Here is a 20,237-nt window from a genome sequence, read left to right on the forward strand (position 1 = left end):
AATAGTAGGAAACTAACTAAATATTCCTATTTGGTATTGCTAAGAATAAGATAAAAAATATAAGAAAATCTTCTTTTTAACAGAAAATCGCATAAACCATTTTACAGATTATGCGATTTTCAAGGATTAAGTTTTTTATTGCGGAATATAAAGTGGCATATGACCAGTTAGAATGATCGTTACAACAAAGATAATAAAAATTCCTAACGCCCATTTTGCTGATTCTTTTTGCCATTGTCCCATATCTAAACCTGTTAAACGTAGTAATAGATAAATGAAGGCTACCAGTGGACTTAATAAGTGGAAGGCTTGACCCATCAAAGAAGCTAACGCCATTTGCATATCGGTAAAACCATAGGCACGTCCAGCTTCGGCTAAAACAGGTAAGACCCCAAAGTAGAACCCATCATTTGAAATAAAGAAGGTACCAGGAGCTGAAATCAAGGCAATCACTAAGCCCCAGAAACCAGCTAATTGATTTGGAATAATTTTTGTGAAACTTTGAGCTAATGCATCTGCCATACCAGTTCCTTGGAAGAGTCCCATGAAGACACCCGCTGCAAAAACTAAGATGACAACTTGAACAGCATCGCCGCCATTTGCACCGATACGTTTTGATTGATCTTTTAAGACAGGGTAGTTGACCATTAAAGCAATTACAGTACCTGTCAAGAATAAGAACAACGGCGGTAAACCAAGACCAACAAATGAATCTGTTACTAATAATACAATCAGACCAATTGTTAGAATCGCATTGAATAACCAAATTTTTGGTCGACGGATGGACAATGTTTCTTCATCAGTTACAGTGGTCATTGCATCAATTTCTTCATCTGTCAATTGTTTAATTCCAAGGCGAGCACGCTCTTTGCGCCCCATAGAAGGTGCCACGATGAAAATCACATACAGTAATGCAATGATCATACCAGGAATCAGATAGGCTAAAATTTCAGCACCAACATTCAAAACACTCATCGCACGAGCAGTTGGTCCGCCCCAAGGTAGTAAGTTCATGATTGTATTTTGTAAAATAACAATGACTGCTAAGTTCATCAATTTCATATCAAGTTTCTTATAGATAGGAATAAAAGCAGAACAGCAAATCAAAGTAGTTGTCGTTCCATCTCCATTAAGAGATACAGCGGCTGCAACAACAGCTGTTGCAATCAATACTTTCATGGGATCGCCTTTAGCGATATGAATCATTTTTTTCGTGATTGGGTCAAATAACCCTGCATCCAACATAATTGAAAAATAAAGAATGGCAAACAATAACATGATACCAGTAGTGGATGTTGTTTTGATTCCTTCCATAACAAAGTCTCCGATAGAGCCTTTCTTAGAAACACCCGCAAACATTGCAATCAGAGCAAAAATAAGTGGAATCAAAACTAAAGCTGTAAACGGTGACATTTTCTTTTTCATGATGACGAACATAAAGACGATAATCATCACATAGGACAAAACAGTTAATAACATTTTTTTCTCTCCTTCAACACTAAATTCGTTTTCCGAAACAATCGGGCGTCTCTTTTGTGGTGTTGGATCAGTAGAAAAATAACAGTAAGGTAAAAATAGAAAGCCCTTTCTTGTTTCGTTAACAATGCTAAGTTTAATCTAAGAAAGTTTAGATAAATAGACGACAAGTGAAAAAAGAACACCAAAAAAACACGGATGAGAGCGGTTTCTTAAAGAGATGTTAATAAGATGTTAATAAAACCTTAAATGCGTATAAACGTTGATATATCAGTGTTTGTATGCGATTTAGTAGATTTGTGATGAAGAGGAACAGTGAAAGAACAATTTATGCTTGCTGATTTCATTTTATTGTAATCGTTTTTACCTATAATGAATTCATAAACAGAAAGGATGTGAGTTCATGGGTCTATTTGAACGGCTGTTTAATAAAGAAAAAACAGAAATGAAAACGGATAAACCACCGCTTTCTCCTAGTGAAGAAGAAAATGAGTGGCAAGAAATTGTGGGATATCTCCCAGTGGAAAGTACGGAATATCAATTTGTTTCATTGATAGCAAGCGCAATTGCTGCTGGAGATCAACTTGAAAGTGAATTTATTATTAAACGTATTTCAAAAAGAAATCCAGAAGCACAGTTGGTCTCTGTGATTGTTACGAGCATTGCATCAGCTGATCACGCAGAAAGTCAGTTTGTTATTCAGTCGATCAAGGAGAAAAGAACGACTTAGTTTTTGGATTATTTGATAGTATCGGTCAGTTTGTTGGAAAAAAGAAAATGATGAAAGAGGCAAAAAGCACCACAGTCATAATTTCCTATTTTTCAGTCAGAGTTGGACGAGCCCACTACACTTTTAATTTTAGGAGGAAAAGAAATGTTACGTAAGTTTAAAATCTCAATTGATGGAAAAGAGTATTTAGTAGAAATGGAAGAAATTGGCGGTGTGCCGCAAGCACCGGTCGTAGCGCCAGTAGCACCTGCTGTAGAAGCAGCACCAACACCTACACCAGTTGAAGCAGCAACACCGGCACCGACCGAAAGCACGCCAGCTGGAAATGATGCAATGCCATCACCTATGCCTGGAACGATCTTGAAAATTTTGGTTAATGTCGGGGATGCGGTACAGGAAAATCAACCGTTGATGATTCTTGAAGCCATGAAAATGGAAAATGAAATTGTAGCTGGTAAAGCCGGCACAGTCACAGGAATTCATGTTCAACAAGGTGACATGGTCAACCCAGGAGAACCATTGATTACAATCGGTTAAATAAGAAAAAAGTAGTTTAATTTTAAAAGAGGAGTGACGTTTGTGGAGACATTAATTGAAGGCGTAATAGGAATGGGGCAGGAGCCAGGTCGCATTGTAATGATGGTGATCGGGGGCATCCTGATGTACTTAGGGATCAAAAAAGAGTACGAACCTACCTTGCTAGTGCCAATGGGATTAGGGACGATTTTAGTCAATTTTCCTAATTCAGGTGTATTAAGTGCTGGTGGAGAATCTGGTCCGTTTCAAGTGTTGTTTGATATAGGAATTTCGACTGAGTTATTTCCATTATTACTATTTATTGGAATTGGCGCTATGATCGATTTTGGGCCATTATTACAAAATCCTTTTTTATTATTGTTCGGAGCAGCCGCTCAGTTTGGGATTTTCTTTACGATTATTGCGGCAGTGTTATTAGGATTTGATTTAAATGATGCAGCTTCTATCGGAATTATCGGAGCAGCTGATGGGCCAACTTCTATCTTCGTTGCAAACACATTGAATTCAAAATATATGGGTGCAATTATGGTAGCCGCTTATTCTTATATGGCTTTAGTTCCTATTATTCAACCAGTGGCAATCAAAGCTGTTACAACGAAAAAAGAGCGTAAAATCCGTATGACTTATCGTGCTGGTGAAGTATCACAAACAGCGAAAATTTTATTCCCAATCGTGATCACAGTTGTTGCTGGATTGGTAGCACCAGTTTCGCTTCCACTAGTTGGATTCTTAATGTTTGGGAACTTACTGCGTGAGTGTGGAGTCTTAGATCGTTTATCTGTAACGGCGCAAAATGAGCTGGTAAACATCATCAGTATTGTGCTAGGATTGGCAATTTCAGTGAAAATGCAATACGAAGAATTTTTACAAATTGATACGTTAATGGTTATTGGTTTGGGGTTAGTTGCCTTTGTAATGGATTCAGTTGGTGGTGTTTTGTTTGCCAAATTATTGAATCTATTTAGAAAAGAAAAAATCAATCCAATGATTGGTGCAGCAGGAATTTCAGCATTCCCGATGTCTAGTCGAGTGATTCAAAAAATGGCAACAGACGAAGATCCGCAAAACTTTATTTTAATGCATGCAGCAGGTGCAAATGTATCTGGACAGATTGCCTCAGTTATTGCGGGTGGCTTATTATTAGCATTGCTTGCGTAGCGTTTTGAATAGAAGAAAGGGAAAGGAGCTTGGTTATGTCAGCAGATTTATTAAAATCATTAGAGCTATTGGTTTTTGGTTGGGGTGGCGTGTTTGTGGTCATTTTCGTGATTTACTTTGCATCGTTTATGTTAAATAAATTATTCCCACCGAAAAGCTAGGAAGTGTTAAACAATGAACATCAGAAGAATTTGGCTTGATCGAGATTTGGCAGCAAAACAGCAGTGGTCAGATTTTTTGATTAATGCCGATCTTATACCAGATGACCAGTTAGACTATACGATTGGTATCTATGATCAGGAGAAACTGATTGGAACGGGATCGATTTTTAGGAACATTTTAAAATGTGTTGCGGTGGATCCTTCTTATCAAAATGAAAATCTACTTACTCAAATTATTCAAGCATTGCGAGAAAGATTGCAGGAACTTGGGTATCAGCATTATTTTTTGTATACAAAGCCAAAAACTAGCAAGTTATTTCACTCTTTGGGTTTTACGGAAATTGCTGCAACGAGTGAATTGGTTTTTATGGAGCAAGGTTTTCCTGATTTTAAAGACTATTTAACGGAACTTAAAAAGCATCAACGAAACACAAAGCAAAATGCCGCAATAGTTATGAATGCCAATCCATTTACAAATGGTCATTTATATTTAGTAACAGAAGCAGCTAAAAGAGCTGAAACGGTGTATCTGTTCGTTTTATCTGAAGAACGATCGTTATTTGATGCAAATACACGTCTTGAATTGGTAAAAGAAGGAGTCCGTCATTTAACAAATGTAGTTGTTTTACCGACAAGAGAATATATGGTATCCAGTGCGACCTTTCCAGCTTATTTTTTGAAGGATCAGGCGAAGGCTAATATTGCCAAGGTTCAGGCTATTTTAGATGCTACTTTATTTAAAGAAAAGATTGCCACAACTCTGTCAATTTCAACCAGATTTGTTGGAGAAGAGCCATTTTCAGAAGTAACTGAAATTTACAATCAGGCGATGAAAAAGACTTTTGGTTCTGAGCTGAAGCTAGTTATTTTACCAAGAAAAAAAATAGATGGAGAAGCAATCAGCGCCACAAAAGTTCGTGCTTTAATGGAACAAGAGAATTATGCAGCAATTAAATCACTTGTTCCACCCAAAACTTTTGAAGAAATAATCAAACAAAAAAATAAGTAATGAGGTGTCTATTTTGGAAATCAAACAAAACGCATCTGCTGGTACAACTGAATCAAGCGATATTATGATTACAATTGGGAAAAACAGTGGACAAGGAATTCAAATTGATCTAGACAGTAGTGTTGAAAAACAGTTTGGACGTCAAATTCGCGAAAAAATACAAGAGACTTTAACTAATTTGTCCGTCACTGACGCGAAGGTTCAGGCAATTGATAAAGGTGCATTGGATTGTACCATCCAAGCTCGAACGGTGGCGGCTGTTTATCGCGCTGCTGGTGAAGAAAATGTAGACTGGCAGGTGTTAAATACATGGAACGCTTAAGAAGAACGATGATGTTTGTACCAGGAGCAAATGCTTCAATGCTAAGAGATGCGACGTTGTACGGCGCGGATTCGTTGATGTTTGACTTAGAAGATGCGGTTTCTTTAAAAGAAAAAGATAGTGCTCGTTTACTTGTCTATAATGCTTTACGGACATTTGATTACTCAACTGTAGAAACGGTTGTTCGAATTAATGGGTTAGATACAGTTGGGCGCCAAGATGTTGAAGCGATGGTTTTAGCAGGTGTTGATGTGATTCGGTTGCCCAAAACAGAAACGGCTCAAGATATTGTGGATGTGGCGGCTGTGATCACTGAAATGGAAACCAAATATGGCGTAAGTGTTGGGACAACAAAAATGATGGCCGCAATCGAATCGGCTGAAGGTGTTTTAAATGCGCGAGAAATTGCGCAGGCAAGCGAGCGCTTGATCGGAATCGCACTTGGTGCAGAAGATTATGTTACAAATATGAAAACTCATCGCTATCCAAATGGACAAGAATTATTTTTTGCCCGTAGTTTTATTCTGCATTCTGCTAGAGCAGCAGGAATTGCTGCAATCGATACTGTCTATTCAGATGTTGATAATACGGAAGGCTTCTTAGCTGAAGTTGAGCTGATTAAGCAATTAGGATTTGATGGTAAATCTGTGATCAATCCACGCCAAATCCCTTTAGTAAACAGCGTTTATGAACCAACAGAAAAAGAAATCCAAAATGCCAAAGAAGTGATTTGGGGCATTCGTGAAGCCGAAGCCAAAGGTTCAGGTGTGATTTCAGTGAACGGAAAAATGGTGGATAAACCGATTGTTGAACGAGCAGAGCGAGTGATTGCTCTAGCGATTGCAGCAAAATTAATTTCTGAGGAGGAAGTCTAAGATGAAAAATAATGTAGGCAAAGAAATTCCAGATAATTATGCTGAACAATATGGTTTATTTAAAGGAGAACTAGCGAATATTCATGAGTACAAAGAGTCGAGTCGGACAATCAATCCTGTTAGACCGAGAGATACAAAGCTGTTAGGTAGTCTAAGAGAAGCGATTGAGAAAACAGAACTAAAAGATGGCATGACGATCTCCTTCCATCATCATTTCCGTGAAGGCGATTTTGTGATGAACATGGTATTAAAAGAAATCGCAGCATTAGGGATCAAAAATTTATCGATTGCGCCTAGCTCAATCGCAAATGTACATGAACCATTGATTGAGCATATCAAAAATGGTGTAGTGACAAATATTACCTCTAGTGGATTGCGTGACAAAGTTGGTGCAGCGATTTCTGAAGGAGTCATGGAAAATCCTGTTGTAATCCGTTCCCATGGTGGTCGTGCGAGAGCGATTGCAGCTGGAGATATCCATATCGACGTCGCTTTTCTTGGTGCACCGAGCTCGGATGCTTATGGAAACGTTAACGGAACTAAGGGCAAAGCAACATGCGGATCATTAGGTTATGCAATGATCGATGCTAAGTATGCTGATCAAGTAGTAGTCATTACGGATAGTCTAATGCCATATCCTAACACACCAATCAGTATTCCACAAACGGATGTTGATTTTGTTGTAGAAGTTGATGCAATCGGTGATCCAAATGGTATTGCTAAAGGCGCTACTCGTTTTACTAAAAATCCGAAAGAGCTACTGATTGCAGAATATGCAGCCAAAGTGATCACACATTCACCTTATTATAAAAATGGTTTTTCTTTCCAAACTGGAACTGGTGGAGCAGCATTAGCTGTTTCTAGATTTTTGAAGGAAGCGATGATCAAAGATGGTATTACTGCTAGTTTTGCTTTAGGTGGTATCACGAATGCGATGGTTGAATTATTAGAAGAAGGATTGGTTGAAAAAATCATCGATGTCCAAGACTTTGACCATCCATCTGCCGTTTCTTTAGGCCAGAATGAGAATCACTATGAAATTGACGCAAACATGTACGCTTCACCATTAAGCAAAGGTTCTGTCATCAATCAATTAGATACAGCGATTCTTTCAGCTCTTGAAATCGATACGAATTTTAATGTAAATGTAATAACTGGGTCAGATGGTGTGATCCGCGGGGCATCAGGCGGACACTCAGATACAAGTGCAGCATGTAAAATGAGCCTAGTCATTGCACCATTGATCAGAGGACGCATTCCAACAATCGTTGAAGAAGTCAACACAGTTGTAACACCTGGTAGTAGTATCGATGTCGTTGTAACTGAGGTCGGCATTGCAATCAATCCAGAACGTCAAGATCTAATCGAACATTTTAAAGCATTAGATGTACCTCAATTAACGATGAAAGAACTTCAAGAAAAAGCCTATAGTATCGTGGATAGACCAGATACAATCGAGTATGGGAACAAAGTCGTTGCATTGATTGAATACCGTGATGGCTCCATCATTGATGTGGTCAGAAATGTCTAAAACCTATTTAAAGGGAGAAACAATTACGATGATAGATATGCTGAATGCTCGAGAAAAACGAGTCAGTATTCAGCAAGAGCTTTTACAAAAATATCCTACTTGCGTCTTATTAAGCGCTACGATGAATATTCCAGGACCTGTAAAGACGAATGAGTTGCTAAAAAAAGCTTTTTTAACAGTCATTAAAGAGCTAAATCCACTTTTTCCTCCTGAAAAAATAGCGGCTCGGAAACACCGAGAGTTAAAAACAGGTTCAGAATATTATTTAGTCCTTGATGAAACACCTGAAAAACTGAAGAAAAAACTAATTGAAATTGAAGAAACGCATGTCTATGGTCGTTTGATGGATTTAGATGTCGTTTATCTAAAAGATCATCTCTTATGTTCTGTCAGTCGTACCGAACTAAATCACAAACCTAGAACTTGTTTTATTTGTAACGAAGAGGCAAAGGTTTGCGGTAGACAAAGACGTCACAACGTACAAGAAATGCAAGAGACAATAACGAACTTATTGAGAAAGGAAGGATGAAATGACAAAAGAAATCCTTTTTACTGAAACTGTGCTGCGTGACGGTCAACAAAGCCAAATCGCTACACGCATGCCGACAAGTGATATGTTGCCAATCATCCAAACATTAGATGAAGCAGGTTATCATGCTTTAGAAGTGTGGGGCGGTGCAACATTTGATGCTTGTATTCGTTTTTTAAATGAAGATCCGTGGGAACGATTAAGAGCGATTCGAAAAGTCATTAAAAATACAAAGCTACAAATGCTTTTACGAGGACAAAATCTACTAGGTTATAAAAACTATGCTGATGATGTTGTTGAAGCCTTTGTCCAAAAATCAATCGAAAACGGTATCGATATTATTCGGGTTTTTGATGCGCTAAATGATACTAGAAACTTACAAACATCAATTGAAGCAACGAAAAAATTTGGTGGGCATTGTCAGCCGGCAATTTCCTATACAACCAGTGATTTTCATACAATCGATTATTTTGTAGGGTTAACGACAGAACTTGAGAAAATGGGCGCAGATTCGATCTGTATTAAAGATATGGCAGGAATTCTAACACCAGATGATGCTTACCGTTTAGTGACAGAAATCAAAAGTAAAATCCAAGTGCCTTTAGAAGTCCATACACATGCAACAAGTGGAATTTCTGAAATGACCTATTTAAAAGCCGTTGAAGCAGGTGCGGATATTATCGATACTGCCATTTCTTCATTTTCTGGTGGAACGAGTCAACCAGCTACAGAATCAATGGCATTGGCACTAGAGAATCTAGGTTATAATACACATTTAGATATGAAAAAAGTAGCAGAAGCAGCGGACTATTTTAACCCGATTCGCGATAAATTTAGAGAAGATGGTTTGTTGAATCCTAAAGTAAAAGATACAGAACCTAAAACATTGATTTATAAAGTACCTGGTGGCATGTTGTCGAATTTGTTGAGCCAATTAACAGAACAAGGGTTAGCTGATAAATACGAAGAAGTACTAAGAGAAGTACCAAAAGTTCGTGCTGATGTAGGGTATCCGCCGCTTGTAACCCCACTATCACAAATGGTAGGGACTCAAGCTGTAATGAATGTTATTAGCGGAGAACGCTACAAGATGGTTCCAAAAGAAATCAAAGATTATGTCAAAGGACTATATGGAAAACCACCAGTCGCTATTTCAGAAGAAATGACAAAGCTAATCATTGGCGATGAAGAGGTGATTACTGTTAGACCGGCAGATTTGTTAACACCAGAACTTCCACAATACGAAAAAGAAATTAAAGAATATGCAAAGTCAACAGAAGATGTATTGATGTATGCCTTATTTCCACAACAAGGTAAAGATTTCTTAGGTCGAAGAGAAGATCGATTTTATGATGTTTTGATGCAAGAAGTAACCGTTAAACTAGATATTTAATTAAAAGAGTTGTAAAATCAGTCGATTTTGCAACTCTTTTAATTTATTTTTTTAAGATTTTCTTAGCAAAAATAAAAAAGTTTTGTCTTACATGACAACAGTAAAAATCGTTAGAAATGAATGGAATATGACTCAGTAAATGTTATGTAGTTTAGGCTGAATTACGCCGTTTTTATTATGTGTTTTAAATTAGATAAAAATGTGAAAGTTATGTTTAATAGCTAATTTAAACTAAGTATTTACCCTTTTATAGTTGATATATCTAAGATAGATAGAGTTTTTAGTATATGACGCGTTTATAACATATATATGTTAATTAATGTAACTTTTCTCATTGTTCTAATGGTTTACATTTGCTTAGAATGCCGTTATAATGGCTAAAATCAAGTCGAATTTAGAATTGTTGCTTGATGCTTTAGGATAGACGTTGTACATATGAGAGGAATTGAATGGGCTAGTTATTTCGCTCTGCTCTCAATCTAAACAATTCCTAAGAGCTAAAACTCTAAGGATTACTTTGAAACACAGTGAATAAAATGAAGTGATGTTGAAAAGTACAAGGTGAAGCGAAGCGGAACGTTGTTACGATGTGTTATCTAGCTTCAAGAGCTAGCTTCTCGAAAAAAAAGATAAAAACTGAATGAGGCAAAAAGCACCTCAGTCATTTTTTCCTATTTTCTTGTCGAAGCTGAACGAGCTCTTTCAGCTTTTATTGTTATCTAGCTACGCGGGCTAGCCTTTCGGGAAAAAGATAAAAATGGAGTGAGACAAAAAAGCGTCTCAGTCATTTTTTCCTATTTTCCTGTCAAGGCTAAATGATCCCGCTTCGCTTTTATTGTTATCTAGCTGCACAAATCAATCCTTAGGAAAATAGATAAATTGTCAGTGAAATAAAGAGCATTTCAATGCCAATTTCCTAATTTTCTACAGGATTAAGCGATTTGTTCCGCTTTTATAGTTATCTAGCTACACGGGCTAGCTCTTCGGGAAAAAGATAAAAATAGTTTGTGGTAAAGAGCACCACAATCGATTTTTCCTATTTTCCTGTCAGAGCTAAACGAGCCCGCTTCGCTTTTATTGTTATCTAGCTACGTGGGCTAGCCTCTCGGAAAAAAGATAAATTATAAATGAGGCAAAAAGCACCTCAGTTATAATTTCCTATTTTTCAGTCGAGACTAAACGAGCCCGCTCCGCTTTTAAATTAGGAGGGATGTTTTTGATTACTAGCAAACAATCATCAGAGGCTTTTTTTGAAATGAAGAATCAAAAGTATCGATATTATTCGTTAGCTTCATTAGAAACGGAACAGAATCGATTTGTTTCAACGTTGCCGTTTAGTATTCGGGTACTGTTAGAATCGTTATTGCGACAGGAAAATGGTGTCGGGATCACGCAAGAACATATTGAAAATTTAGCGCAATGGTCTTCAGAGCATGAGAATAAAGGTGAGGTGCCATTCAAACCGGCCCGAGTGATTCTCCAAGATTTTACTGGTGTTCCAGCAGTTGTTGATTTAGCTTCATTAAGAAAAACAATTGCTGATTTTGGAGGCGATCCTACAACCATCAATCCTGAAGTCCCAGTCGATTTAGTTGTCGATCATTCTGTCCAAGTAGATGTTGCAGGAGTTAAACAAGCACTACAATTAAACATGAAAATGGAATTTCAACGAAATCAAGAGCGTTACCGCTTTTTAAGTTGGGCCCAAAAAGTCTTCGATAATTATCGTGTTGTGCCACCTGCAACTGGAATTGTTCATCAAGTCAACATTGAATACCTAGCAACAGTTGTGACACAAAAAAAACAAGAGGATGGTACGACGTTACTTTATCCTGATACATTAGTTGGAACTGACTCACATACCACGATGGTTAATGGACTGGGCGTTTTAGGCTGGGGTGTTGGCGGTATTGAGGCGGAAGCCAGTATGCTTGGTGAGCCTTCTTATTTTCCAATTCCAGAAGTGGTTGGTGTTCGTTTTATCAACGAATTATCTCAAGGAGCGACAGCGACAGATTTGGCGTTAAAAGTGACCCAGGTCTTGAGAAAGCAAAAAGTTGTTGGAAAATTTGTTGAATTTTTTGGTACAGGCCTAGTCAGTTTGAGTTTAGCTGATCGAGCAACTGTAGCGAATATGGCACCAGAGTACGGTGCAACGTGCGGCTTCTTCCCTGTGGATGATGAAACGATTCGTTATCTGCGACTAACAGGAAGGGAAGAAGAAGCCGTAGCAATAACGGAACGCTATTTAAAAGAAAATCAATTATTTTATGATCCTTTAACTGATCTAGAGCCAAACTACACTAAAGTGATTGAAATTGATTTAAGTAAAATTGAAGCAAACCTTGCAGGGCCTAAAAGACCACAAGATCTTGTACCATTATCAGAAATGAAAAGTGCCTTTGAACAAGCTATAAGTGCACCAGAAGGATTACAAGGATTCGGTTTGTCTGAAAAACAGCAAACTCAAAGTGTTGCTCTCGATTTAGGAGGTGTTCACCATGAATTAAAACCAGGAGCCGTAGCGATTGCTGCCATTACTTCATGTACGAATACATCGAATCCATTTGTTATGTTAAGTGCCGGTTTGGTTGCTAAAAAAGCAGCGCAACTTGGACTAAATGTACCAAACTATGTAAAAACTTCCTTAGCTCCTGGGTCAAAAGTTGTAACAGCTTATTTGGAAAAAGCTGGTTTATTACCGTACTTAGAACAGCTAGGATTTCATTTAGTTGGTTATGGTTGTACAACGTGTATTGGCAATTCGGGTGCTTTGAAACCGGAAGTTGAGGCAGTGATCAAAGAAAATGATCTTTTGACTGCTGGCGTTTTAAGTGGGAACCGAAACTTTGAAGGGCGTATCCATCCTTTAGTAAAAGCCAATTATCTGGCTTCTCCGCCATTAGTTGTTTTGTATGCCTTAGCTGGAACAGTCGATATTGATGTACTCAATGAATCGATTGGTATTGGTGAAGGTGGTATTCCGGTCTATTTCAACGACTTATGGCCAACGCGTGATGAAATTCAAGCCTTGATTGATGAATGTGTGACGCCTGAGTTATATAAACAAGAATATGCTAGGGTTTTTAGTGATAATGAAGAGTGGAATAGCATTGAGACCGACGCAGAACCGTTATATGGATGGGAAGAAACATCGACGTATATTGCAAATCCACCTTATTTTTCTGGTATGACCAAAGAAAGAGTTGTGAGAAAACCATTAAAACAATTAGCTGTGTTAGCAAAGTTTGGGGATTCTGTGACGACTGATCATATTTCTCCAGCTGGGAGTATTCAAAAGAATAGTCCAGCAGGTCATTATTTGATTGAACGAGGTGTGCCAGTTCGTGAATTTAACTCTTATGGTGCCAGACGTGGTCACCATGAAGTGATGATGCGAGGGACGTTAGCCAATATTCGTATTCGTAACCAGTTAGTTCCAGGTGTAGAGGGAGGCTATACTATTTTTACACCAACACAAGAAAAAATGGCTATTTATGATGCTGCGATGAATTATCAAAAGCAAGGAACAAAAACAGTGATTTTAGCTGGTGATGATTATGGAATGGGCTCATCTCGAGATTGGGCTGCTAAAGGTGTTCAGCTTTTAGGTGTTGAAGCTGTGATTGCTAAAAGTTACGAACGAATTCATCGCTCTAATTTAGTGATGATGGGTGTCTTGCCATTACAGTTCAAATCAGGTGAAGATGCAGATAGCTTAGGTTTAACAGGAACTGAGCTATTTGATATTGCTATCGATGAAACAAAAGGTATTTTAGATACAGTAACCGTTACAGCAACTAAACCTGACGGAGGAAAAATTCAATTTGAGACGATTCTTCGTTTTGATTCAGCGGTTGATATCACCTATTATCAGCATGGTGGAATCTTACCAATGGTGATTCGGAAGAAACTTCAAGGTTAGTTTGGGATAAGTGAAAAAATTTGAGATAAAACGACACGAAGGTTGTTATTTTATTTTCTCTAGATATATAAGTTGGTTCTTTGATGAAAAGATAAATGATGATTCTGGCTACGTGTTTAGTCGAAGCTAAACGAGCCTACTACGCTTTTGCTTTGAAACACAGTGAATGAAAAGAACTGATGTTGAAAAGTACAAGGTGTAGCGAAGCGGAACGTTGTTACCATATCTAGCTGCATAAATCAATCCTTAGGAAAATAGATAAATTGTCAGTGAAACAAAGAACGTTTCAATAACAATTTCCTAATTTTCTACAGGATTAAACGATTTGTTCCGCTTTTATAGTTATCTAGCTAAGTAGGCTAGCTCTTCGGAAAAAAGATAAAATCTACCTGTGGCAAAAAATCGCCACAAACATATTTTCCTATTTTTCTGTCAGAGCTGAACGAACCTACTACGCTTTTAGAGTCAGGAGGAATTGGATGGAGATTCACAAAGGTTTAGAAGGTGTTGTTGTCTCTGAAACAAAAATTAGTTCGATCGTGGAAAATCAATTGCTCTTTGCCGGTTTTAATATTGACGATCTAGTTGCTGAGAATGTTCAGTTTGAAGAAGTAATCTACCTGCTATGGTTTTTGAAAATACCAACAAAAGCGGAGTTACTAAAATTTAAACAAGAACTATCTACACAGATGCCAATATCTGATACGATTATTACGTGCTTAAAAATTCAAACACGTCAGAACCTACATCCAATGAGTGTGTTGCGTTCAACGATTTCGTTATTAGGTGTGTTTGATCCGAACGCTGAAGCAACAGATGAAATTGCAGCGTATCAGCAAAGTATTTCTTTACAAGCAAAAATGCCAACGATTATTGCAGCGTATGCTCGTTTGAGAAAAGGGCTTGACCCAATTCCACCACGAAGTGACTTATCAATCGCAGCAAATTTTCTTTATATGCTAACAGGAGTTGAAGCAGATCAAGTACAGGTATCGGCCATGAATCAAGCCTTGGTTTTACATGCAGATCATGATCTAAATGCAAGCACTTTTACCGCCCGAGTCTGTGCTTCTACGTTGTCTGATGTTTATTCGTGCATCACAGCGGCGATTGGCTCTTTAAAAGGACCACTGCATGGCGGAGCTAATGAAAAAGTATTTGATATGCTAAAAGAAATTGATTCTGACAATCTAAATGTAGAAGAGTATCTAAATCAAAAACTGGATCGTAAAGAAAAAGTTATGGGGTTTGGTCATCGCGTATATAAAACCGAAGATCCAAGAAAAAAACATTTAAAAAAACTAGCAAAAGAGTTGTCTGCAATAACGCAAAAAGAACAATGGTATTTTTTATCTTGCCAAGTGGAACATTATTTAAAAGAGACCAAAGGCTTGATTCCTAATGTGGATTTTTATTCTGCCACAGTTTATCATTGTCTAGATATTGATAGTGATTTATTTACACTGATTTTTGCGATGAGTCGGGTTTCTGGTTGGCTAGGTCATATCGATGAACAGAAAAAAGAAGCTTGTTTAATTAGACCACGCTCGCATTATGTAGGTCCTAAGCAGTTAAAATATGGTGATTTAAATACAACAGTACATTCAGGAGGCATGGAAGCATGATAAATGGGGAAAAAGTTGTTTTGGCAGAGGGAAAATTAGTTGTTCCAGATTTTCCGATTATTCCTTTTATTGAAGGGGATGGAATTGGACCGGAAATTTGGCAAGCAGCCAAAAATGTCTTTGATGTTGCTGTAAATAAGGCTTATCAAGGAACTCGAAAAGTCATTTGGCAAGAAGTTTTGGCTGGTGAGAAGGCGTTTAATAAAACAGGTAGCTGGCTACCGGATGAAACATTGGAGACGATAAATAGCCATCTTGTGGGGATCAAAGGACCATTGACAACACCCATTGGAGGTGGTATCCGTTCATTGAATGTAGCGTTGCGACAAGAATTAGATTTATATATATGTTATCGACCAGTTCGTTATTTCGAAGGTGTACCATCGCCATTAAAACATCCTGAAAAGACAGATATGATGATTTTTAGAGAGAATACGGAAGATATTTATGCGGGAATTGAATTTCCTGCTGAAAGTCCAGAAGCCAAAAAACTGATTGGGTATTTAAAAACTGAATTTGGTGTCAATAAGATTCGCTTCCCAGAAACATCAGCAATCGGGATCAAACCTGTTTCTAAAGAAGGAACAGAAAGATTAGTCAGAGGGGCTATTGAATATGCTTTAAAAAATAATCGTAAATCGGTCACGCTGGTTCACAAAGGGAACATCATGAAATTTACAGAAGGCGGGTTTAAAAAGTGGGGCTATACCTTGGCTACCAATGAATTTGGCGATAAAGTCTTTACTTGGGAAACGTATTTAGATATTAAAATGAAAGAAGGAAAGGCTGCCGCAGATCAACAACTGGCGGAAGCTGAAGCGTCAGGTAAATTGATCATTAAAGACCGAATTGCTGATATTTTCTTACAAGAGATTTTATTACACCCTGAAAATTATGATGTGATTGCGACCTTGAATTTAAATGGGGATTATATTTCTGATGCGTTAGCAGCTCAAGTTGGGGGGATCGGGATTGCGCCAGGAGCTAATTTGAACTTAGAAACAGGCCACGGAATTTTTGAAGCAACACATGGAACAGCACCTGAATTTGCAGGATTAAATCAGCTGAATCCCTCATCGCTGTTGCTTTCCGGTGTATTAATGTTTGATTACTTAGGGTGGACTGAGGCTAGTCAGCTAATCACGAGAAGCATCGAAGAAGCATTGATGAATAAAACTGTAACGAAGGATTTTGCCGACCAAATGGAAGGGGCGACATTAGTGAGTTGTTCAGGCTTTGGAGAAGCGTTAGTTCAGCTTATTGAAAAAAGTTAAAAATCTAGTTCAGAATATTAGTATTCTGAACTAGATTTTTTTTAATAAAAAAACCTGACGAACATTCGTCAGGTTTTGAATTTACTAAGGTTAAGTTAATTACGCTTTGTTAACGTTAGTAGCTTGAGGACCACGTTGGCCTTCTTCAACGTCGAAAGTCACTGCTTGACCTTCTTCTAAAGTTTTGAATCCGTCGCCTTGGATAGCTGAGAAATGTACGAATACATCGTTACCGTTTTCTGCAGTGATAAATCCAAAACCTTTGTCTGAGTTAAACCATTTTACTGTACCTGTTTCCATAATAAAAATCCTCCTTGTGATATACACATATTTTGCAATTACTTGAAAGGTGAAAATGTGGAAGATGTTTATTTGAAACAGCTACACATATATTACCGAACAAAAACTACACTATTAATATATCATATTTAGACCTGTTTGACTAGTATTATCTCTTCTTAAAATAAAAATTTGTTAAGAAATGAAGATTAATTGTCAAAAAAAACTTATTTCTGTTATAGTATAGGAGTATTAAGCATTAAATATGAAAGTAATGATAGATTTATATCGTAGAAATCTATTCCGAAGGCGCAGCCTGGGAGCTGCATAGATTTGAAAGTAGGAAGGGTTCAGATTGTTTAGATGAGAATAAGGTTATCCTTACTAATAGATAGTTTTTATATGGTTTTATAGCTAACAAAATATTTAATTTACTTGATTAAAGAGCCGCTCAACGGATTGTTGAGCGGCTCTTGTCCATTTCATCGATCCAGTTAGTAGCGTAAAACGGCTAATAGTGTTTTTTCATCTGGAGAAGCTTTTTGATCTAACACAAACACTTTTCCACCAGTTTTAAGCACATTGTCTGTGACTTTATTTAAAACTTTACGACGGTCAAATTCTTCTGTTGACATGTCGGTTGTTTCATTCACAAAATTTGAAGTAGAGATAAAGAAATGAGACACTTTTCCTTCAGCAGATGCAGGTACGATATCAACAAGTTGATCGGCAAATTTTTTATCTAATAACTGATTATAAGAAGCCGTTTCGAGCGCTTCTAATTCTTGATTGATTTTTAGTGCTCCTTTTTCAATATCCTGAAGCGAAACTTGAGCAGGAGAAAGGGAAATAGAAACATCAGTTGTTAAATAAGGATTTTTAGCGATTTTTTTAAAAAGTGTTTGGTTTTCTGGCAAAGTGTATAATCGAATTGGTAAATGATCAGCGTTTGCAAAGGTATCTTTTAAGTAATTATCAATTGCTTGATAGTAATTAGTCCAATCGATTTTTACTTCCTCATCTTTTGTATTAACGCCATGATAGGCTACACCTTCTTTAGACGAGCCATTGTAGCCAGTACCGCCTTGAATAGAATAGTTCATGCTACCACCCGTTAATTCATCACCTAAGGTCGTAACCAAATCGGTAGGAGCATCTTCTGGTAAAGAGACTGTTTTGACTTGACTGTTTTCAACTAAATAAAGCTGTATAGAATCACGGTTTAAAGCCATTAGATAATAGCGATAGTTAAATTGATTGTTTTTGATAATACCTAGGAGGTAAGGTCGATCGTCAACGTAATATTGGTTGTCAACAGCCACATTTAATCGATGAATGAAAATATCTTGTTCGCTAATAATGATTGATACACTTTTTGAAGCATTCCGCCAAAATGAAGCATCTGACAGCAATGCATCGATTTTATCTTGGAAAGGGGCCCAAGATAAATCAGTATATTTTTTCTCGAAGCGGATCTTTGCCGCTTTAGCAAAATTTTTTAAAACTAAGGCATCTTTTTCAACATTTTGATGTGCGACATGTGTGTTAAAAATAAATGTTACAAAGGGACCTTGAACTTCGTCAGAGAATAGAACAGATAAATTGTCTTTTTCTTGATCTAACATAATACATTCCTCCTAAATTTTAAAGCGGAACAAACCAGTTGATCCAGCAGAAAATTAGGGAAGTAGCATTGAAGTGTTCTTTACCACAATGACAGCTGACCTATTTTTCTAAGGACTGATTTGTGCAGCTAAATAATGTATTGGTAACATTTCTTTAATACTATTAAAATTGTAGCACAGCCATAAAAATGTTGGAACTAATATGGGTTGAAAGAATCAAAAGCAAGAAAATCATAAACAATTAAGTATATGAGGGTTTACTCATGATTTTTTTATGAAATCCAAAATAGCTATTCATTTTTATTTTAAGTGAAGGTGTTAACCTATCTTCAGGCCAATTATCCCGAATTGGTTTTTCATACTTACTCCTACCAAGAGTAAATAACAACCTTCATTTCCACCACAGACGACGGTCGTGGTGGTTTTTTTATTTTATTGCACAAAATAAGCGTGAAACAATAATCAGAAAAAATGATTATTGTTTCACGCTTATTTATTTACGAGGCTCACAAGGCTTCAATAAATCGATTTGTCCGAAACAGTCGTGCTTCCAAGTTCGTCCCCAGTTCAATTGCTGCATGCTGTCCTTTACCACCAAATTTATACCGAATAGCATCCGCATTGGTTTTAGCTGCAATATAAGAAACACCAAAATTAGCTTGCATCGTATGAATCAAACGAACATACAGTGCACTTTCAGATATACCAAATTGAGTTGAAAGTTGAGCTAAATTCCAGCCTTCTTTTAAAAAACGAAAGAAAACAACATCTGGTATTAGAATTGCTGAAGCACCAATATTTGCCTGGAATTCATGTAAGACTTCATTGTAAGAATATTGCAGACTACGATCTGTATCAGTAAAAATCGTGTCATTTTCCGTCATGTGAAATAAATAATGAGTAATTTCATGACTGATAGTGAAATTTTTTCTTTTTTCACTCATATTTTGGTTATAGCCAATCGTAGTCTCCAAAGAGTCTTTAACGATCATACCAGAAATCCGATCTCTTGCGACGCCATCAAATGGAAAACTGCGCATTGAAACGCCCTTAGATTTTACGAAATCCCAAAGATAGGAACAGTCATAATTTTCATAACCGATATTATTTGCAACCATCAAGGCCGAGATATAATCGTTTATTTTATCTGAAAAACTAAGATATTCATCAATTTGCTCTGTCATCCATTAATCACGCCTTGTCGTCTTGTTTTAATTCTCGCTCACGTTCGATTTCAGATCTTCTAAAACGAAGAAAACGATCTACTTCATCTTTTAATTCATCCACTTCATTTTCAGATAAACCATCTGTGTTCATCCGAAACATAATCTGGGATGATAAATTCTCTTCCTGAGCAGCCTCTTTAATAGAAGGAATTTGCGATCTTCCTAATAAGTAGTCCGTGGAAACGTTAAAGTAATCTGCTACTTTTTGGATATTTTCTATTTTAGGAGAAGAAGTATCCCAACGGCGAATTTGTCCATTTGAAATACCTGTATTTCGTTCGATTTCAGCAAAAGTCACTTTTTTCTTGTCAGCCAGCTCTTTAATTCTGTAAGTTAAACTCATGTTTTTCAACCTTTCATAAGCTTAATGAAAAAAACATTAGCTTTTAAGCTATTTTTAGTTGACAATTAGCTTTTAAGCTATTAAAATGTTCTTATAAGCTAATTTATCAGTAAATAGTTAGTCAAGCCATTCTAGTCATCATTTTCGATAAAAAGGAAACGACAGCAGTAGAATAGAGCTTATTTAACTATACTTACATAATAGCGTAAATGCTATTTT

18 protein-coding genes are annotated in these 20,237 nt (G+C 37.1%); 13 read left to right on the forward strand and 5 right to left on the reverse strand.

Translation table 11 applies throughout. The annotated features are described in order from the left end of the window. Positions 1 to 135: 135 nt before the first annotated feature. Positions 136 to 1,479 (reverse strand): CitMHS family transporter, encoded by a 1,344-nt coding sequence (locus A5866_RS00435; RefSeq protein WP_086281349.1) that lies wholly within the window; start codon positions 1,477 to 1,479, stop codon positions 136 to 138. Positions 1,480 to 1,879: 400 nt separating this feature from the next. On the opposite strand from A5866_RS00435, the gene A5866_RS00440 reads away from it, so the two are divergent. From A5866_RS00440 to icd, 13 genes are all read left to right on the forward strand, one after another. After that, positions 1,880 to 2,206, forward strand: a complete 327-nt coding sequence (locus A5866_RS00440) for a hypothetical protein (RefSeq protein ID WP_086444690.1) — start codon at positions 1,880 to 1,882, stop codon at positions 2,204 to 2,206. A gap of 144 nt (positions 2,207 to 2,350) precedes the next feature. Next, positions 2,351 to 2,743 (forward strand): acetyl-CoA carboxylase biotin carboxyl carrier protein subunit, encoded by a 393-nt coding sequence (locus A5866_RS00445; RefSeq protein ID WP_086444689.1) that lies wholly within the window; start codon positions 2,351 to 2,353, stop codon positions 2,741 to 2,743. Positions 2,744 to 2,785: 42 nt separating this feature from the next. After that, positions 2,786 to 3,901 carry a sodium ion-translocating decarboxylase subunit beta gene (locus A5866_RS00450; RefSeq protein ID WP_086444688.1) on the forward strand — a complete coding sequence of 372 codons (1,116 nt, stop codon included), beginning with the start codon at positions 2,786 to 2,788 and terminating at the stop codon, positions 3,899 to 3,901. A 35-nt stretch (positions 3,902 to 3,936) separates the two neighbouring features. Further along, positions 3,937 to 4,062: an OadG-related small transporter subunit gene (locus A5866_RS00455; RefSeq protein ID WP_010760868.1), complete on the forward strand. Its 126-nt coding sequence runs from the start codon at positions 3,937 to 3,939 to the stop codon at positions 4,060 to 4,062. Between the two features lie 13 nt (positions 4,063 to 4,075). Then, positions 4,076 to 5,071, forward strand: a complete 996-nt coding sequence (gene citC / locus A5866_RS00460; protein WP_086444687.1) for a [citrate (pro-3S)-lyase] ligase — start codon at positions 4,076 to 4,078, stop codon at positions 5,069 to 5,071. Positions 5,072 to 5,084: 13 nt separating this feature from the next. After that, the gene (gene citD / locus A5866_RS00465) at positions 5,085 to 5,393 is read left to right on the forward strand and encodes a citrate lyase acyl carrier protein (protein ID WP_086444686.1); all 309 of its coding nucleotides are present in this window, start codon (positions 5,085 to 5,087) and stop codon (positions 5,391 to 5,393) included. After that, the gene (citE, locus tag A5866_RS00470) at positions 5,381 to 6,268 is read left to right on the forward strand and encodes a citrate (pro-3S)-lyase subunit beta (protein ID WP_086444685.1); all 888 of its coding nucleotides are present in this window, start codon (positions 5,381 to 5,383) and stop codon (positions 6,266 to 6,268) included. The genes citD and citE overlap by 13 nt, the downstream gene beginning before the upstream one ends. A 1-nt stretch (position 6,269) precedes the next feature. Beyond that, positions 6,270 to 7,799 carry a citrate lyase subunit alpha gene (citF, locus tag A5866_RS00475; protein ID WP_086444684.1) on the forward strand — a complete coding sequence of 510 codons (1,530 nt, stop codon included), beginning with the start codon at positions 6,270 to 6,272 and terminating at the stop codon, positions 7,797 to 7,799. 28 nt (positions 7,800 to 7,827) lie between these two features. Continuing rightward, positions 7,828 to 8,328 carry a citrate lyase holo-[acyl-carrier protein] synthase gene (gene citX / locus A5866_RS00480; RefSeq protein ID WP_254907563.1) on the forward strand — a complete coding sequence of 167 codons (501 nt, stop codon included), beginning with the start codon at positions 7,828 to 7,830 and terminating at the stop codon, positions 8,326 to 8,328. A 1-nt stretch (position 8,329) separates the two neighbouring features. Beyond that, positions 8,330 to 9,721 (forward strand): oxaloacetate decarboxylase subunit alpha, encoded by a 1,392-nt coding sequence (locus tag A5866_RS00485; RefSeq protein WP_086444682.1) that lies wholly within the window; start codon positions 8,330 to 8,332, stop codon positions 9,719 to 9,721. A 1,210-nt stretch (positions 9,722 to 10,931) separates the two neighbouring features. Beyond that, on the forward strand, positions 10,932 to 13,646 hold the full coding sequence (acnA, locus tag A5866_RS00490; protein ID WP_086444681.1) for an aconitate hydratase AcnA: 2,715 nt from the start codon (positions 10,932 to 10,934) through the stop codon (positions 13,644 to 13,646). Positions 13,647 to 14,125: 479 nt separating this feature from the next. Then, the gene (locus tag A5866_RS00495; protein WP_086444680.1) at positions 14,126 to 15,271 is read left to right on the forward strand and encodes a citrate synthase; all 1,146 of its coding nucleotides are present in this window, start codon (positions 14,126 to 14,128) and stop codon (positions 15,269 to 15,271) included. Further along, positions 15,268 to 16,545 (forward strand): NADP-dependent isocitrate dehydrogenase, encoded by a 1,278-nt coding sequence (gene icd, locus A5866_RS00500; RefSeq protein ID WP_086444679.1) that lies wholly within the window; start codon positions 15,268 to 15,270, stop codon positions 16,543 to 16,545. The genes A5866_RS00495 and icd overlap by 4 nt, the downstream gene beginning before the upstream one ends. Positions 16,546 to 16,644: 99 nt before the next feature. Here the strand turns inward: icd and A5866_RS00505 are convergent, their stop codons facing one another. From A5866_RS00505 to A5866_RS00520, 4 genes are all read right to left on the reverse strand, one after another. Further along, positions 16,645 to 16,845, reverse strand: coding sequence for a cold-shock protein (locus A5866_RS00505; RefSeq protein ID WP_010760878.1), 201 nt, complete (start codon positions 16,843 to 16,845; stop codon positions 16,645 to 16,647). Between the two features lie 473 nt (positions 16,846 to 17,318). Further along, positions 17,319 to 18,449, reverse strand: a complete 1,131-nt coding sequence (locus tag A5866_RS00510) for a hypothetical protein (protein WP_086444678.1) — start codon at positions 18,447 to 18,449, stop codon at positions 17,319 to 17,321. A gap of 506 nt (positions 18,450 to 18,955) precedes the next feature. Continuing rightward, entirely contained in the window at positions 18,956 to 19,633 is a 678-nt protein-coding gene (locus A5866_RS00515) for an ImmA/IrrE family metallo-endopeptidase (RefSeq protein ID WP_086281705.1), read from the reverse strand. Positions 19,634 to 19,640: 7 nt separating this feature from the next. Next, positions 19,641 to 20,018, reverse strand: coding sequence for a helix-turn-helix domain-containing protein (locus A5866_RS00520; protein WP_086281704.1), 378 nt, complete (start codon positions 20,016 to 20,018; stop codon positions 19,641 to 19,643). Between the last annotated feature and the right edge of the window lie 219 nt (positions 20,019 to 20,237).

The organism is Enterococcus sp. 12C11_DIV0727 (assembly GCF_002148425.2).
Taxonomy (GTDB): domain Bacteria; phylum Bacillota; class Bacilli; order Lactobacillales; family Enterococcaceae; genus Enterococcus_L; species Enterococcus_L lemimoniae.